Source organism: Paenibacillus elgii NBRC 100335, from assembly GCF_004000865.1.
Lineage (GTDB): Bacteria > Bacillota > Bacilli > Paenibacillales > NBRC-103111 > Paenibacillus_G > Paenibacillus_G elgii.
On record NZ_BIMB01000068.1, the window covers coordinates 1 to 15,136 of the forward strand.

General features: G+C 52.6%; 17 protein-coding genes and 1 riboswitch. Of the genes, 15 read left to right on the forward strand and 2 right to left on the reverse strand.

Annotation, left to right across the window (positions count from 1 at the left end):
• Positions 1-75: 75 nt before the first annotated feature.
• Positions 76-624 (reverse strand): hypothetical protein, encoded by a 549-nt coding sequence (locus tag PEL01S_RS30910; protein ID WP_127462965.1) that lies wholly within the window; start codon positions 622-624, stop codon positions 76-78.
• A 183-nt stretch (positions 625-807) separates the two neighbouring features.
• Between PEL01S_RS30910 and PEL01S_RS30915 the strand changes: the two genes are divergently transcribed.
• The 10 genes from PEL01S_RS30915 to rsmI all read left to right on the forward strand — a co-directional run bounded on the left by PEL01S_RS30915 (position 808) and on the right by rsmI (position 8,282).
• Complete coding sequence (locus tag PEL01S_RS30915; RefSeq protein WP_010501655.1) at positions 808-1,005, forward strand: sigma factor G inhibitor Gin; 198 nt, start codon at positions 808-810, stop codon at positions 1,003-1,005.
• Positions 1,006-1,116: 111 nt separating this feature from the next.
• Positions 1,117-2,592 (forward strand): aminotransferase class I/II-fold pyridoxal phosphate-dependent enzyme, encoded by a 1,476-nt coding sequence (locus tag PEL01S_RS30920; RefSeq protein ID WP_127462966.1) that lies wholly within the window; start codon positions 1,117-1,119, stop codon positions 2,590-2,592.
• 142 nt (positions 2,593-2,734) lie between these two features.
• Positions 2,735-3,379 carry a dTMP kinase gene (gene tmk / locus PEL01S_RS30925; RefSeq protein WP_127462967.1) on the forward strand — a complete coding sequence of 215 codons (645 nt, stop codon included), beginning with the start codon at positions 2,735-2,737 and terminating at the stop codon, positions 3,377-3,379.
• A gap of 121 nt (positions 3,380-3,500) precedes the next feature.
• The gene (gene darA, locus PEL01S_RS30930; RefSeq protein WP_010501661.1) at positions 3,501-3,830 is read left to right on the forward strand and encodes a cyclic di-AMP receptor DarA; all 330 of its coding nucleotides are present in this window, start codon (positions 3,501-3,503) and stop codon (positions 3,828-3,830) included.
• A 17-nt stretch (positions 3,831-3,847) separates the two neighbouring features.
• Complete coding sequence (locus PEL01S_RS30935; RefSeq protein ID WP_010501663.1) at positions 3,848-4,294, forward strand: YaaR family protein; 447 nt, start codon at positions 3,848-3,850, stop codon at positions 4,292-4,294.
• Positions 4,295-4,330: 36 nt separating this feature from the next.
• A complete protein-coding gene (gene holB / locus PEL01S_RS30940; protein WP_127462968.1) occupies positions 4,331-5,308 on the forward strand; it encodes a DNA polymerase III subunit delta' in 978 nt (325 codons plus the stop codon).
• A gap of 2 nt (positions 5,309-5,310) precedes the next feature.
• A complete protein-coding gene (locus tag PEL01S_RS30945) occupies positions 5,311-6,114 on the forward strand; it encodes a PSP1 domain-containing protein (protein WP_063186779.1) in 804 nt (267 codons plus the stop codon).
• Between the two features lie 42 nt (positions 6,115-6,156).
• Complete coding sequence (yabA, locus tag PEL01S_RS30950; protein ID WP_108529762.1) at positions 6,157-6,513, forward strand: DNA replication initiation control protein YabA; 357 nt, start codon at positions 6,157-6,159, stop codon at positions 6,511-6,513.
• Positions 6,514-6,602: 89 nt separating this feature from the next.
• Positions 6,603-7,379: a tRNA1(Val) (adenine(37)-N6)-methyltransferase gene (locus tag PEL01S_RS30955; protein ID WP_063186781.1), complete on the forward strand. Its 777-nt coding sequence runs from the start codon at positions 6,603-6,605 to the stop codon at positions 7,377-7,379.
• Positions 7,380-7,388: 9 nt separating this feature from the next.
• Positions 7,389-8,282, forward strand: a complete 894-nt coding sequence (gene rsmI / locus PEL01S_RS30960) for a 16S rRNA (cytidine(1402)-2'-O)-methyltransferase (protein WP_174807035.1) — start codon at positions 7,389-7,391, stop codon at positions 8,280-8,282.
• Positions 8,283-8,930: 648 nt separating this feature from the next.
• Here the strand turns inward: rsmI and PEL01S_RS30965 are convergent.
• Positions 8,931-9,185: an AbrB/MazE/SpoVT family DNA-binding domain-containing protein gene (locus PEL01S_RS30965; RefSeq protein ID WP_010501678.1), complete on the reverse strand. Its 255-nt coding sequence runs from the start codon at positions 9,183-9,185 to the stop codon at positions 8,931-8,933.
• A 384-nt stretch (positions 9,186-9,569) separates the two neighbouring features.
• On the opposite strand from PEL01S_RS30965, the gene PEL01S_RS30970 reads away from it, so the two are divergent.
• The 5 genes from PEL01S_RS30970 (at position 9,570) to rsmA (ending at position 15,083) form a co-directional block, all read left to right on the forward strand.
• The gene (locus tag PEL01S_RS30970) at positions 9,570-10,853 is read left to right on the forward strand and encodes an HD domain-containing protein (RefSeq protein ID WP_127462970.1); all 1,284 of its coding nucleotides are present in this window, start codon (positions 9,570-9,572) and stop codon (positions 10,851-10,853) included.
• Positions 10,854-10,901: 48 nt separating this feature from the next.
• Positions 10,902-11,669: a TatD family hydrolase gene (locus PEL01S_RS30975; RefSeq protein WP_127462971.1), complete on the forward strand. Its 768-nt coding sequence runs from the start codon at positions 10,902-10,904 to the stop codon at positions 11,667-11,669.
• Between the two features lie 224 nt (positions 11,670-11,893).
• Positions 11,894-12,084: riboswitch (cyclic di-AMP (ydaO/yuaA leader) on the forward strand.
• Between the two features lie 279 nt (positions 12,085-12,363).
• Positions 12,364-13,503 (forward strand): resuscitation-promoting factor, encoded by a 1,140-nt coding sequence (locus PEL01S_RS30980; RefSeq protein ID WP_127462972.1) that lies wholly within the window; start codon positions 12,364-12,366, stop codon positions 13,501-13,503.
• Positions 13,504-13,611: 108 nt separating this feature from the next.
• Entirely contained in the window at positions 13,612-14,166 is a 555-nt protein-coding gene (gene rnmV / locus PEL01S_RS30985) for a ribonuclease M5 (protein ID WP_063186790.1), read from the forward strand.
• Positions 14,163-15,083, forward strand: coding sequence for a 16S rRNA (adenine(1518)-N(6)/adenine(1519)-N(6))-dimethyltransferase RsmA (gene rsmA, locus PEL01S_RS30990; RefSeq protein ID WP_127462973.1), 921 nt, complete (start codon positions 14,163-14,165; stop codon positions 15,081-15,083). Before rnmV ends, rsmA begins: the two co-directional genes overlap by 4 nt.
• Positions 15,084-15,136 lie beyond the last annotated feature (53 nt).

A 15,136-nucleotide genomic window follows, 5' to 3' on the forward strand; every position in this document is an offset into this window, starting at 1 on the left:
AATAATAAGACCCTTGCGATCCAACTTGGAGATGCAAGGGTTTTTCGTATTTATACGCTCATGCAAAAACTCGTCCTACTGTGCGTAGCAGGACGAGTCGTTCTCATTTATTTTTAAATAGCCGGATGAACTGTGCTTGCGAAGAAGGAAAATGATGATCAGGCGCGGAAGTAGAAGCCAGAGATGAGTGAATATCAGAAAGCCGAACAGCGATGGCGGGAGCCACGGATAGAGGCATCCCAGCAAGACCAAGACGATCCATAGCACATGGAAATGGAGCCGGCGTACTTTGGTCATGGCGATATACGTGTCTGTACCGGGCGCATAGCCGAACCAAGGCAACTGATAGGACCAGCTCCAGGATTGAGGAGCATGCTTTACTTTTGTTCGGAGCAGGAGGCGAAGCAGAAGCGTTTGGACAAGCGGAAGACCCATCACTCCGACTGGAACACCGATTAACCCGACCGGCACCGACAAAAAAGAAATCGCAATAGTGGCCCCCAGAAAGGCGCAACCCGTCAAAATCCAATATACTTGAAAGAAAATCGCCTTGTAATGTACCCGTTTAAGCAGCCGGTATGTATAGATGGTCGATTCTTTGGACAATGTTCGATCTCTTGGCATAATAAGTCCCAATCCTCACTTGATGAACAAAATGAAAATTTACTACATATATCGGTAGGGTACAGGAAAATGTTGAGTTTGTCACGGGCTAACATGGATTTTCAACAAAAATATCGCGGAAAGGTTTGGGTTTTAAGAGAATTGGGCATACTGCTAGAAAAGAAGAGTAGAGGTGAATCGAACATGAGCGAAGAGCTGCAGCACGATTTCACGCCATCCTGCATTATTTGCGGGCAAACCAAAGAGAACGGTATCCTAATCATATCCGAATTCATATGCGAGGATTGCGAGAATGAAATGGTCCATACGGAAGTCAACGACGCCAAGTACCCTTTTTTCATACACCAGATGAAGCAAATTTTATATAAAAAGAATGCTTGAACGACAAGAACAAAAGGAAGCAAGCTCCGTTTTATCTCGGCTAGGGATGGAAGCGGGCTTTTTTGTTTGGTACAATACTGCTAAAATTGTTTTTTGAAATGAGGAAACAAGGTGTCACAGCATAGAGCGCCGCTGTACGAAGCATTGGCGGCACACCGGGAATCGGGCGCGCTCAGCTTTCATGTGCCCGGTCATAAGTCGGGAGCGCAAGGATATGCCGAAGCGGAGTCAGACTACCGGCAGATCTTATTACTTGATAGGACGGAGATCGCGGGACTGGATGATCTTCATCATCCGGAAGAAGCGATTAAGGAGGCCCAGGCCTTAGCTGCGGCGTGCTTTGGGGCGGATGAAACTTTTTTTCTGGTGAACGGGAGTACGGCAGGAAATTTGGCGATGATACTGGCAACCTGCCGCCGCGGGGATCTGCTGCTGGTACAGCGGGATGCGCACAAATCCGTTATTCACGGACTGATGCTCGCGGGTGCGCAGGCAGTATTTATTTCCCCGCTATGGGACCCGGAGAGCGGACTGAGCATGGGTGTGGCTGCAGAGGATGTCGTGCAGGCGCTGGATCGCTATCCTGAGGCCAAGGGGCTGCTTGTGACCAATCCAAGCTATTACGGGATTACAAGCGATTTGAAGGCATTATCCGGCCTTTTGCATGACCGCGGGAAGGTGTTGCTGGTGGATGAGGCGCACGGGGCTCATTTCGGCTTCCATCCTGATGTGCCTGCCTCGGCCTTAAGCTGTGGGGCGGATGCGGTCGTGCAATCCACTCACAAAATGTTGACGGCTATGACGATGGGCGCGATGCTGCACGTACAGGGCCCGCGAATTCGCCGCGGCGTTGTTCGAAAGGCGCTCGCTATGGTGCAAAGCTCAAGCCCTTCTTACCCGATTATGGCCAGCCTGGACCTCAGCCGACGAATGCTGCAGGAAGACGGCAGGGAGCGGATAGACCGAGGCTTATCGGCTGTTCGGAGGGTAATGGCCCATCTAAGCGGACATAGCCGGTGGCAAGCAAGAGGTTTGACGGAACGCATGCTTCAGATCGGGTGTCGTCAGGACCCTTTTAAGGTGGCATTGTACGACGTGTCGGGCCGTCTCGACGGCTTTGCGTTAAAGGAGCGTCTGGAGCAGCAGGGCTGTTTCCCGGAGCTGGCAGACCCGATGCATGTTTTGCTTGCGTTCAGCTTGGCGAGCACCGAAGAAGCGGCACAGCGGCTTATTAAAGTGCTGGTGCGGATAGACGAAGAAACCCAGGACGAAGGCAGCGGGACGAAGCCGGGATTAGGGGAGATGGAAGCCGCGGCGCAGCGGATATCCGAGCCGGTAACGTTCGATTGGGAAGCGATCCACGAAGGGACGGAGACGAAGGTGATGCTCCCCGTAGGCGAATGCGCTGGCCGCATCGCTGCCGAAATGATCGTGCCGTACCCTCCCGGCATTCCGGTCCTTTATCCGGGAGAGCGGATTACTGAACGGACGGTGGCGCATTTAACGCGGCTGGCCGCCTTGGGATCGCGGTTTCACGGGCATGACGTAACCGCCAGCGGTACCGTTCCGGTAATGGAAACGCGGTAGGCAATTCCTTAACGGCATAGATGCATACACGAATAGTTTTGAATAGGCGGCGGTTTGTTCGCACGGCATCAAGAGAAGAAGCTTGCTATAAAGCGGAGAAACGGATTGCAACCGCTATCCGAGTCATTACAGGACAGGAGACATGCATGTGAAACGGGGCTTTTTTATAACGGTAGAGGGCGGAGAGGGCGCAGGCAAAACATCTGCGATTGATGCCATCCTAGAGCAAGTAAAAGCGCGGGGGTACGACGTGTTATCCACGCGTGAGCCCGGGGGCATTCCGATTGCCGAGCAGATTCGCTCGGTCGTTCTCGACCGGAACAATACGGCGATGGACCCGCGTACGGAAGCGCTATTGTATGCGGCGGCGAGACGGCAGCATTTGGCGGAGAAAGTGATTCCTGCGCTGGAAGCCGGCAAGGTCGTCGTATGCGATCGTTTTATCGACAGCAGCTTGGCGTATCAAGGGTATGCGCGCGAGCTCGGGATGGACGAGGTGTTTGCCATTAACCGGTTTGCGATCGGGGATTGGATGCCGGATTTGACGGTGTTCATGGACGTTCGTCCGGAGATCGGGCTGGCCCGGATTCGCGCCGATCAGGGACGGGAAGTGAACCGCCTGGACCTGGAGTCGATGACGTTTCACAACAAAGTGCGGGAAGGCTACTTGCAAGTACTCAGCCGATTTCCGGAGCGTGTCGTGCGAGTGGATGCGGAGCGGGAGCTAGACAAGGTGCTCGAAGATATTGGGCAAATGCTGAACCAAAAGCTTCCCAAGCGAGTATGATATAATAGATATATTCCTTCTATAGATGTTTATATATAAATGAAGGAATTTTTCAAGCGCTTGTCTAATTATTTAAGGTAGGAAGACGGATAATATTCCTTTGGCAAAGGAGGCTGGATGCATGAAGTTAGTTATCGCCGTTGTGCAGGATAAGGACAGCAACCGTCTGTCGAACGCACTGATCAAAGAGGGCTTTCGCGCAACCAAGCTGGCGAGCACGGGAGGATTCCTACGCGCCGGAAACACGACATTTATGATCGGTACGGAAGATGAGCGTGTCAACGAAGCGCTGCAAGTCATTAAAGCGAACTGCAAAATCAGAGAGCAAATGGTCACCCCGGTATCCCCGATGGGGGGAACGACGGATTCGTATATTCCTTTCCCTGTCGAAGTTCAGGTTGGCGGGGCGGCGGTATTCGTGCTTCCGGTCGAGCGGTTCGAACATTTCTAGAAACGAGGTCGAGCCGAGTGAAAATCAACCCGGGTTGGCGCCCTTTCGGCAATGAAGTCGTCCGCAGCGAAAATACGTCATCCCAGCAGCTTCAAAAAATGTCGTTCTCCGATACGATGCAGCAGCAGGAAGAAAGAGCAACCCGGGAACAACTTCAGCGCATCCTGCAGCAAATTGACCTGCAAGGTCAACGGCTGGCCAAGTCGATGACCGTACGCGAGCTTCGGCAGTATAAGCTGCTCGTGAAGCAGTTTTTGGAAGAGACGGCTCGGCGGGGAGTTCAGCTTCGCGATACGCGGGGGTGGGACCGCAGAGGCCGGACGAAACGGTACAAGCTGCTGGAGGAAATCGATGCCGAACTGCTCGGCCTGGCGGACGAGCTGGTGGAAAGCGAACAAGGACGTATCGAGCTGCTGCAAAAAATCGGTGAAATTCGCGGAATGCTGATTAATTTATTTTTTTAGCGAAGCAGCCGATCTGGAAAGGAAATGCAGACCGTCATGTCTTTTCAATCGATTACAGGGCAGGAGCGAGTCAAACGAATGCTGCAAAACAGCCTTCGGACCGACAAAGTTTCGCACGCGTATATATTTACGGGGGCGCCCGGGACCGGACGGAGAGCAATGGCCCGGGCGTTCGCCCAAGCGATCTATTGCAAGGTGCTGCCGGACGATGCCTGCGGGGAATGTCTGGATTGCCGCAAGGTAGAGCATGGAAACCATCCTGATCTGCATTGGATCACACCGGACGGCGCCTCCATCAAAATCGACCAGATTCGCGAGCTGCAAAAGCAGTTTGCTTATCGCGCCTCGGCCTCTAACATTAAAATGTATGTATTGGAGGATGCCGATAAGCTGACCGTACAGGCGGCGAACAGTCTGCTGAAATTTTTGGAGGAACCGACCTCGCAGGTCGTAGCGGTTCTGATTACGGATAACGGACAAGCCCTGCTGCCGACGATCCGGTCGCGCTCCCAATGGATTCCTTTTTTGCCAATGGGACGAAGCAGCATGAAGGAGCTCCTTCTGCAGGAAGGACATCCGCCCGTTCTCGTTCAAGCGGCGGTGAATTTGGCCGCAGGACCGGAGGCGGCGCGCGAGTTGATTCAAGGAAATGGGTTTGCAGAACTCCGAAATTTGGTGATACAATTAGCTAGGGAGAGTTTGTCCCGATTGCCATCTGCGATGCTGACCGCTCAGCAGAAGCTGGCAAAGGGCGAGTTTTCCGAACAATTGCCGCGCTTCATGGATATGCTGATTTTGTGGCTCAAGGATATGGTGCAGCTCAAGCTCGGCAGCCGCGAAGAATTGGTCTACACGGATCAACTGGACTGGATGTCGCAGCAAGCGTTATCTTATTCGATGGAGCACTGGATCGCCTGCCTTGAGCAGGCGGTGGAGACGCAGAAACGATTGCGTTCCCATGCCAATCCCCAGCTCGCGCTGGAACATATATTAATGCGGCTTAAGGGGGTGTAAGATTGTTCTCCGTGGTAGGCGTCCGCTTCAAGAAGGCGGGCAAAGTGTATTACTTCGATCCGAGCGATCTGCCGATAGATCAAGACAGTGCCGTCATTGTCGAAACGGCGCGCGGAGTCGAGTACGGCCGGGTAGTGATTGGCCGAAGAACGGTAGGCGAATCGGATGTTGTGCTTCCGCTGAAGAGGGTCATCCGCATTGCGGACCAACAGGATGCACAGCTTGTTGAAGATAACAAGCAAGCGGCCAAAAATGCGTTTGCTATTTGTCAGGATAAGATTAAGGATCACCAGTTGCGCATGAAGCTGGTCGACGTTGAGTATACATTTGACCGGAACAAAATCATCTTTTATTTTACGGCCGAAGGCCGGGTCGATTTCCGGGAATTGGTCAAGGATCTGGCCAGCATTTTCCGGACGCGGATCGAGCTTCGCCAAATCGGCGTACGGGACGAAGCCAAGATGCTTGGAGGCATCGGGCCTTGCGGACGTATCCTGTGCTGTTCTTCCTTTCTGGGGGATTTCGAGCCGGTTTCGATCAAGATGGCCAAGGACCAGAACCTGTCGCTCAATCCGACGAAAATTTCCGGCTTGTGCGGACGATTAATGTGCTGCCTCAAATATGAGCATGATAATTACGAAAGCGCCAAGGACGATCTTCCCCGCGTAGGCAGCGAAGTCATTACGTCGCTCGGCAACGGACGCGTGGTGTCGCTGAATGTCGGGGAGCGTACGGCGAAGGTGCAAATTTTCGATATGAAAAAAGTGATGGATCTTCCTTTGGATGATGTCGTGGAGCAGCAGTAAAAAGCCAGTCGCTGCTTCTGCAGCTTGAGGTGAGAGAAAAGCGTGGATAAAAGGGATATATTCGTACAAATCGATCAAATGGAAGAACAGATGGGCACGCTCTATGCCGAGCTTGGCGATCTCAAGCGGCAGATTATCGAGCTGCTGGAGGAGAACAAGCGTCTGGGTATCGAGAATCAGCAGCTGCGCAAGCTGCTGAAGAAAGATGCCGAACCGATGCTGCCTTTACTTCAAGCAGCCGGTGCGAGCGTCCCTGTTTCGATGAAAGAACCGACCGGTGAGGGCTACGACAATTTGGCACGCATCTATCACGAAGGCTTTCACATTTGCAATGTCTATTATGGGCATTTGCGTACGGAAGGCGACTGCTTGTTCTGCATGTCATTTTTGAATAAATAACGATGCGCCGTAGAGGAGAATGACTCTTCTACGGTTTTTTTTGAAGAGTTTAGATAGGTACATAATAATCGGCAGAGAGAGGAATACGCTTGGAACGAGTCCCGATCTATGAGCGGGAGCGAATCGACGATTTGCTTACGCACGATTTAAAAATTATTCAGAGTGACGAAGTATTCAGCTTTTCGATGGATGCGGTGCTGATTGCGCGTTTTTGCTCGGTTCCGCCGAGAGGGCGCATCGTCGATCTGTGCTCCGGCAACGGCGTCATTCCGCTGCTGCTGACCACCCGGACGAAAGCGCACATTACGGGCGTAGAAATTCAAGCCAGATTGGCGGATATGGCCCAGCGGAACGTGCAGCTGAACGGGCTGGAGGAACGAATCGCTATCCAGCACGGCGATTTGCGTCAATCCCCTGCCGAGCTGGGGAACGGCGCCTTTGATTTGGTAACGGTCAATCCTCCGTATTTGCCTGTTCCGAATGGGGATCAGAACGTGAATGAGCACGTAGCTGCCGCCCGGCACGAGCTGTTCTGCACGCTGGACGATGTAGTACGAGTGAGTAGCCGGTTGGTGCGCAGCGGTGGCAAAGTCGCCATGGTGCACCGGCCGAGCCGCTTGGTCGATATTTGCTGCACGATGCGACAGTACCGGCTCGAGCCGAAACGCATCCGGTTCGTTCATCCCCGGGCCGATGCCGAAGCGAATATGGTGCTTATCGAAGCGCTTCGCGACGGAAAACCGGAGGTTCGCATGCTTCCGCCGCTGATTGTTTATAAGAATGAGACGGAATATACGGATGAGCTGATGGAGGTCTATTACGGCCGCCGCGCTGCGCTCGCCGATCCGTCCAATACTTCATTATAGAAGGAATCGATGTCCGTGAACATTCAAAAAAGCTATGCGAATGAAAGCCGCCGTCAAGGCAGTCTTTATCTGGTAGGTACTCCGATCGGCAATCTGGAGGACATGACCTACCGCGCCGTTCGGGTGCTTGGCGAAGTGCAGTGGATTGCGGCCGAGGATACCCGGCAAACGCGCAAGCTGCTCACGCATTTCGACATTTCGACCCGGCTTGTCAGCTACCACGAGCACAATAAACAAGCCAGCGGTCCCGAGCTGATCCGTCTCATGCAGGAAGGTGACTCCATCGCGCTCGTCAGCGATGCCGGCTTGCCTGCGATTTGCGATCCGGGCGCGGATCTGGTCCGCCTCGCCATCGAAGCGGATATCCCCGTCATCCCCATTCCCGGGGCGAACGCCGCGCTGTCCGGGCTGATCATGTCGGGTCTGCCGACTGAGCGGTTCACCTTCGTCGGCTTCCTGCCGCGCGACAAGAAGCCCCTGGAGCGGGAGCTTGCCGCCCTGAAGCGGGAGCCGGGCACGGTAATCTGCTACGAGTCCCCCCACCGTCTGGTGAAGACCCTAACGATTATGGCCGAAACCATCGGCGAGACCCGGGAAATCTGCTTGGTCCGCGAGCTGACCAAGAAATACGAGGAAGCCGTCCGCGGCACGATCCGCGAATGCTTGGACCATCTGAACGAGCATCCGCCTCAGGGCGAGTATGTGCTCATCCTCCGCGGCGTCAGCCCGGAAGAGGCCGAGGCATCGGGCGAAGCCCAATGGTGGGCCGCTTTAACCCCTGCGGAGCATGTCGCCCGCTACGAGGCCGACGGCCTCGACCATAAGGAGGCATTGCGCCGCGCCGCCCAAGACCGCGGCGTCCCGAAGCGCGAGCTGTATAACCTTCTTCACCAAGGAGGCTGATAGGAAATAGTTTACAACGACCACGCCTCCTATATAATAGAAGAGACAAGATGTTAGGCCCAAGGCGAAATCGGGTAATAAGACTTATATGCGTTGCGCGAATCGCTGAGAAGGAAACGTAGGCGTCCTGAGAGCAGTTCAGTGTCCGTGCGCGTTATAATGAACGGTTAGCTGGTTGTGGCAATGGAGTCGGTCGTCTTTCAAAGTAACTAACGCCCTTGCGCGATGCTGCTTGCAGCGAGCTCTCCGGCGCACGAGTTGTCGAGTGCGCCTCGGCTTTGCTCGAACAAAAGCTGTCGAGGCTTGCCTCGATGCGGGCCTTAGCAAGCATGAAGAATCAAGCGCCGACGTGTGCGCATGCACCGCTTCGTAAGAGCGCTGCCGTAGAGCGTGTCTTCATGCCGGACCCGCAGGGTTCGCATGAAGACAGACGCGCTCCTCGCACCCAAGCTGCGTCGAAGCGCCTGCGGGGTTCAGGGGCGCGGCCCCTGGGGTCCCCCTTAGGAAGGGGGATTTAGGGGGATGGGAAGCCATCGCATAAAAAAAATCCCCGATTCGGACAACCACGAATCAGGGATATAGAGGAGATATGAAAAAGGTTAGAATTACCAAAGTTAATTGTGCTATCTCTATTATAACCTATTTTTTTTATTTTGTCACAGGTATTGGCATTTCAGATAAGCATTCATGGCAAACAATTTTTCCTTTGAAGTAGGAAACATTCTCAGCATTGCCGCAAAAGATACAGGCTGGCTCATATTTCTTCAACATGATGCGCTCGCCATCAACGTAAATTTCCAAAGCGTCTTTTTCGCCAATGCCTAAAGTACGGCGCAATTCGATCGGAATAACCACCCGACCCAATTCATCTACTTTTCTAACAATACCGGTGGATTTCATCATAAAAAATTCCCCTCTCTAAGAAGTTACATAATGAAGTATAGTGTTTCAAAAGATTAATCGTCATGTTTCGACATTTCTTTACACATATGATACCAACCATTCCCAAAATAGTCAACCAAAAAATATGAGTTTTCCTTGTTATTTTATGGCATACGAGGGGGGTTATGCAAAATTCAATGAAAACAAACGTTTCAAAACGAGAAAATCGTTGATTTTTATAAGACACACCGCACTAAGAAAGGGTTTGTCACCAGATCATTGAAGTATAGATAAAAAAAGAAAACACAATTATGGAAGCTCAAATTCGACATGTTTCGACAAATTCTATCTTCTTTTTACGAGAGTATTGTCGAATAAATAGCCGGAGCCGATAGGAGGATGTTCATGACCACTCCCCTTCAAGAAGAGAAAGTATTCAAGGATCCCGTGCACAAATACATCTACGTCCAAGACCAAACGATTTGGGACCTGATCAACACCAAGGAGTTTCAACGCCTTAGACGAATTCGCCAGCTCGGCACCTGCTTTTTGACGTTCCACGGTGCAGAACATAGCCGGTTCTCCCATTCCCTCGGCGTTTACGAGGTGACCCGCAAAATCATCTCGCAGTTCGAACGCAATAAGTACGAGGACTGGCCGCGAGAGGAACGGCTTCTGTGCCTCTGCGCCTCGCTGCTGCATGATGTCGGGCACGGCCCGTTCTCTCATTCGATTGAGAAAACGTTCGGGACGCACCACGAAGAATGGTCATGCCGTATCGTTCTCGGAGACACGGAAGTGAACCAGGTATTGCGGCGCGTATCGCCTACGTTTCCACAGCAGGTGGCCGGCGTGATCGCTAAAACGTACAACCAGGAAATCGTCGTCAGCCTCGTATCGAGCCAGCTCGATGCCGATCGGATGGATTACCTGCTGCGGGACGCCTATTTCACCGGAGTGAATTATGGCACATTCGATTTGGAACGCATCCTGCGCGTCATGCGCCCGTATCAGGGTCATATTGTTGTGAAGGAAAGCGGCATGCATGCGGTAGAGGATTACTTGATGTCCCGGTACCAAATGTATTGGCAGGTCTACTTTCATCCGGTGACCCGCAGCGCCGAAGTATTGCTTCACAACATTTTTCAAAGAGCGAAGCACCTTCATGAGGAAGGCTTTGCCTTCCGTTTCTTATTACATCCGCTACCGAACCTGTTCCGGCAAAAAATGACGGTACACGACCATTTTTTAATGGACGAGGCGTTCATGCAGACGGTGCTGATGCAATGGTCCTTCGAAGAGGACCCGGTGCTTTCCGACCTATGCACCCGGTTCCTGCAGCGGCGGCTGCTCAAGTATGTGACGCTCGAGAAAATCGACGCCCGGCAGATCGAGCGGCTGCGGGATCAAATGCGCAGCTTCGGCATCGATCCGGATTATTATCTGGACATCGATTTTCCTTCCGATCTATCGTATGATGTGTACAGGCCGGGCGAACAGGATGAGAAGCTGCCTATTCTGCTGCTTGACTCCCGGGATACCCTGACGGAAATATCGCGGAAGTCGGAAATTGTCCGCTCCATCAGCGGCATTCATATGGGAAAATACCATTTGTATTACCCACGGGAGCTGCTTTTGAACCATGCCGACAAATTGGACAAAAATCTTCGAAAACTGCTCGATCTTTAACTGTCATCACCTGCTCTTACAACCAGAACATAATATAAGGAGAAAAAGATGATAACCGATACACACGCTCACTTGAATGCGCCGCAGTTCGATGAGGATCGACAAGAGGTCATCGAGCGCGCACGAGCAAACGGAATCAGTCGAATCATTAATGTCGGTTTTAACCGCGAGACGATCCCAAGCTCCATCGCTTTGGCGGAACAGTACGATTTTATTTATTCGACCGTAGGCTGGCATCCGACCGATGCGAAGGATATGACGCCGGAGGATCTCGAATGGATCGAATCGCTGTGCGGACACGAGAAAGTTGTCGCCATTGGGGAAATCGGCCTGGATTATTATTGGGATACGTCTCCCAAAGACGTGCAGGACCGCGTATTTCGCCAGCAAATTCAGCTTGCGAGGAAGGTCGGCCTGCCGATCGTCATCCATAACCGCGATGCGCATCATGACGTCGTGCAGACGCTTCGTGAAGAGAAAGCGGCGGAGGTCGGAGGGGTCATGCATTGCTACTCTGGCAGCTGGGAGACGGCAAAGATGTGCCTCGATATGAATTTCTATATTTCGTTCGGCGGTCCCGTCACGTTCAAGAATGCGAAGCAGCCGAAGGAAGTGCTTGAGAAGGTGCCGCTCGATCGTTTATTGATCGAAACCGATGCGCCTTATCTGGCTCCTCACCCGTATCGGGGCAAGCGAAACGAGTCCTCGTATGTGCGCCTGGTCGCCGAGACGGCTGCCGAAATCAAAAGGATATCTCTGGAAGAATTGTGTGAGATCACCACAGCGAATGCCAGCCGGCTTTTTGGCTTGTCGTGAATAAATACACAGATTTGGACGAGCGGATTTTCTTCCGAATCGAGATAATCGAAGAAAAATATATAAAAACATACGACTTGTGAAGAGAAAGATGGTTTTTGAGATCGAATTAGCTTCAATCGGCTGGAATCGATCCAAAACCATCCTTTTTTTCGAAGTTTGTATACTTTACAACTTTGGTCTTCCCATCGTAAACTCAATAATAACTTCATAACGATTACCAAAATCCAACATCGCTGAGTTTCCGAAAGGGAAACGGGGGAACCGCATCGCGGCAGTTAAGGCGCAGCTTTGACCGTTGTGGTGTTTTTTTAGGGGTGAATCCTCATCGTGCATGGGTAACATGCACTGGGGTAGGGCGACTCTCAAGTCCGAATCCGTCAGCTAACCTCGTAAGCGTTCAGAGAGAGGTAACGATTGTCGTGAGCTTTTATTTCATTTTGCCCAAAATGAAAAAGTCACGGGAAGGTTCCTCTTCTCCGCTGACTTTTTTTGTGTTCTCCCGTTCATTTGGGATATTAACCGGAGCCGGTTTAACCAACACAAGTTGAAGGAGGTGGCCGCCGCAGGCAAGTAAGTTCTGATGGCAGCAGATAAAATTGTTGGAATGGCAATCAAACCATTTTACCATAGTCGCGTCAGATTAAATCATGCATAACACTCGGATGGCGGGGCTTTAAGGAGGACCGAACAAGTGGGCGCTGTGAACCATGAGCAAACCCATGTAAGACGATCATCCAGCATGTCCTTCGCATTGCGATGGAAGCATGAAAACTTGCGTATGATATCGATCATTGCCCTCATTTCATTCGCTATGACTTTCATGTTCTTACTGATGTATCACGGTACGGCTACCAAGCGCGTATCAGTCGTTGTAGACGGACAGGAACGCACGTTCCAGACCCGGCAAGGGGTTCTACAGCGCATACTGGATGAGCAAGGCATCGCTGTAGGAGAATACGACCGGGTGTCGCATTCCCTTCAAGCTTCGGTGAAGTCTGGAGATCGCATTACGATCGATAAGGCAAAGCCGCTGCAGTTGACAGCAGATGGAGAGACGAAGACCGTTTATACGACAGGAAAAACGGTGGAGACCGCACTGGCGGATTTGAAAATCACGCTCGGCGAGCTCGATAAGGTAACTCCCGCTTTGACGACGGAAGTCACGGACAACGAGCCGATCAAAGTGGTTCGCGTGAAGAAAGAAACGGAAGAAGTAAAAGAACCGATCCCGTTCGAGACGGTGAAGAAGAACGAGCCGCAACTGCTCAAAGGCAAGGAGCAGGTTGTTCAAGAAGGGCAAGAGGGCGTACTGCTCAAGAAAAAGGAAAAGCTGTTTGAGGACGGGGCGCTCGTCGCCGAGAATGTCGTCGATCAGCAGGTACAAACGCAAAGCGTTAAGAAAATCGTAGCTGTCGGAACGAAAAATCCGGTTGTCATTTTATCCGCTTCTTCTCCGAACGTTGACCAATTGACCAAAAACGGGGTCAAATTCGGATACAAGCAAGTGATCAACAATGTGAAGCTTACCGCGTACTCGGCCGATGAGGACTCGACTGGAAAAAGCAGCGAGCATCCGCAATACGGGGTAACTTCTTCAGGCACGAAAGTAATGGAAGGTCGCACAATTGCCGTAGACCCCAAAGTAATCCCGATGGGCTGGTGGGTATATATCGAAGGAATCGGCTTCCGCCGGGCGGAAGACACCGGCAGCGCGGTGAAAGGGAATGTGATTGACGTTTATTTCGACAGCAGCGACTACGCCAACCGTTTCGGTTCGAAACAGGGCTACACGGTGTATGTCATCGGGCCGAAAAAACCGTCGGTCGATTAAGGATGCGCAATCTGGGCAGACTCATCATATATAGAACGGAAAAAGAAGAGGTACGGCGATGTCCCTCTTCTTTTTCCTTGTTTGCGAAAGAAGGTACGGCTTAAAGAAATGATTAAGGAAATTATCGTTGTAGAAGGCAAGGACGATACTGTCGCCATTAAGCGGGCGGTGGAGGCGGAAACGATCGAGACGGGCGGCTCCGCCATTAATAAAGACGTATTGAAGCGGATTCGGCTTGCCCAGGAGCGGCGCGGCGTCATCGTATTTACGGACCCGGACCATGCAGGCGAGCGTATCCGTAAAATCATCGCCAAAGAAGTACCGGGCTGCAAGCATGCCTTCCTGACGCAAGAAGCCGCCACGAGCCGTGGGGATATCGGCGTGGAGAACGCCTCCGTCGAAGCGATTCGCGAGGCGCTGGCGAACGTGCGGACCGATGGGAAGAGGGGCGAATCCGCCATTGCTTGGGAAGACCTGATCGAAGCAGGGCTCATCGTTCATCCGGAAGCGGCTTCCAGACGGCTCGAAATGGGTAAACGGCTTGGGATCGGGTACTGCAACGGCAAACAGTTTTACAATCGATGCCGGATGTTTCAAATTTCGCGCGAAGAGTTCGAGGCGGCGCGGCGTCATTTGGATGAAGAAGAGGGTGCGGGCTCATGACGACAGAACATCGCGGACAATCGTCCGGACAAGCAACCGAGGATATCGCTTCGCCGAAGCGGACCAAGGAGCTTATACAGAAGTACGGCTTCACGCTCAAAAAAAGCCTGGGGCAAAACTTTTTGATCGATCAAAACATTTTAAGCAAAATCGTCTCCGCCGCCGAGCTTGACTCGGGTAAAGGAGCCTTGGAAATCGGACCGGGGATCGGCGCGCTCACCCAACAGCTGGCCAAGACGGCCGGACGGGTCGTAGCGGTCGAGATCGACCAGCGGCTTCTCCCGATGCTGAAAGAAACGCTTGAGCCTTATCCCCATGTTTCCGTCGTCCACGGAGATGTACTGAAGACCGATCTTCGCGAGCTGTTCGAGGCTCATTTTCGCGACGTCTCAAAGGTCAGCGTCGTGGCAAATCTGCCGTATTACGTGACGACCCCCATCGTGATGAGGCTGCTGGAAGAAAAGCTTCCGCTGGAGCATATCGTCGTGATGATCCAGAAGGAAGTGGCCGACCGGATGGCGGCCAAGCCCGGAGGCAAGGATTACGGGAGCTTGAGCATCGCCGTACAGTATTATTGCGAGCCGGAAGTCGTCACCATTGTGCCTCATACCGTGTTTATCCCGCAGCCGAACGTCGACTCTGCCGTGATTAAGCTGAAGGTGCGCGAGCGGCCGCCGGTGGACGTAGAGGACGAAAGCTTTTTCTTCGATGTCGTTCAAGCCAGCTTCGTGCAGCGCCGCAAGACAATTTATAACAATCTGGCTGCCAGATACTTTACGAAAGAGACAAAAGGGCAGCTGGAGGGAATTCTCCGAAATGCCGGCATCGAGCCTTCGCGCCGCGGGGAAACGCTGTCGATCGAAGAGTACAGCGTGCTGAGCCGGCATTTGGCCGCCGCGTTGAAGGGGAATGGCTAGCCGGCCCGAACGATAGCGGGCGGTTGTCCCTGCACCATTTGCCTATATCCGCC

Bases quoted from the DNA above. Each gene is read 5' to 3' on its own strand.
- PEL01S_RS30915 (WP_010501655.1), top strand. From the start codon at position 808: ATGAGCGAAGAGCTGCAGCACGATTTCACGCCATCCTGCATTATTTGC.
- PEL01S_RS30910 (WP_127462965.1), bottom strand. From the start codon at position 624: ATGCCAAGAGATCGAACATTGTCCAAAGAATCGACCATCTATACATAC.
- rsmI (WP_174807035.1), top strand. From the start codon at position 7,389: ATGTCCGTGAACATTCAAAAAAGCTATGCGAATGAAAGCCGCCGTCAA.
- holB (WP_127462968.1), top strand. From the start codon at position 4,331: ATGTCTTTTCAATCGATTACAGGGCAGGAGCGAGTCAAACGAATGCTG.
- PEL01S_RS30965 (WP_010501678.1), bottom strand. From the start codon at position 9,185: ATGATGAAATCCACCGGTATTGTTAGAAAAGTAGATGAATTGGGTCGG.
- PEL01S_RS30970 (WP_127462970.1), top strand. From the start codon at position 9,570: ATGACCACTCCCCTTCAAGAAGAGAAAGTATTCAAGGATCCCGTGCAC.
- tmk (WP_127462967.1), top strand. From the start codon at position 2,735: ATGCATGTGAAACGGGGCTTTTTTATAACGGTAGAGGGCGGAGAGGGC.
- darA (WP_010501661.1), top strand. From the start codon at position 3,501: ATGAAGTTAGTTATCGCCGTTGTGCAGGATAAGGACAGCAACCGTCTG.
- rnmV (WP_063186790.1), top strand. From the start codon at position 13,612: ATGATTAAGGAAATTATCGTTGTAGAAGGCAAGGACGATACTGTCGCC.
- PEL01S_RS30975 (WP_127462971.1), top strand. From the start codon at position 10,902: ATGATAACCGATACACACGCTCACTTGAATGCGCCGCAGTTCGATGAG.
- rsmA (WP_127462973.1), top strand. From the start codon at position 14,163: ATGACGACAGAACATCGCGGACAATCGTCCGGACAAGCAACCGAGGAT.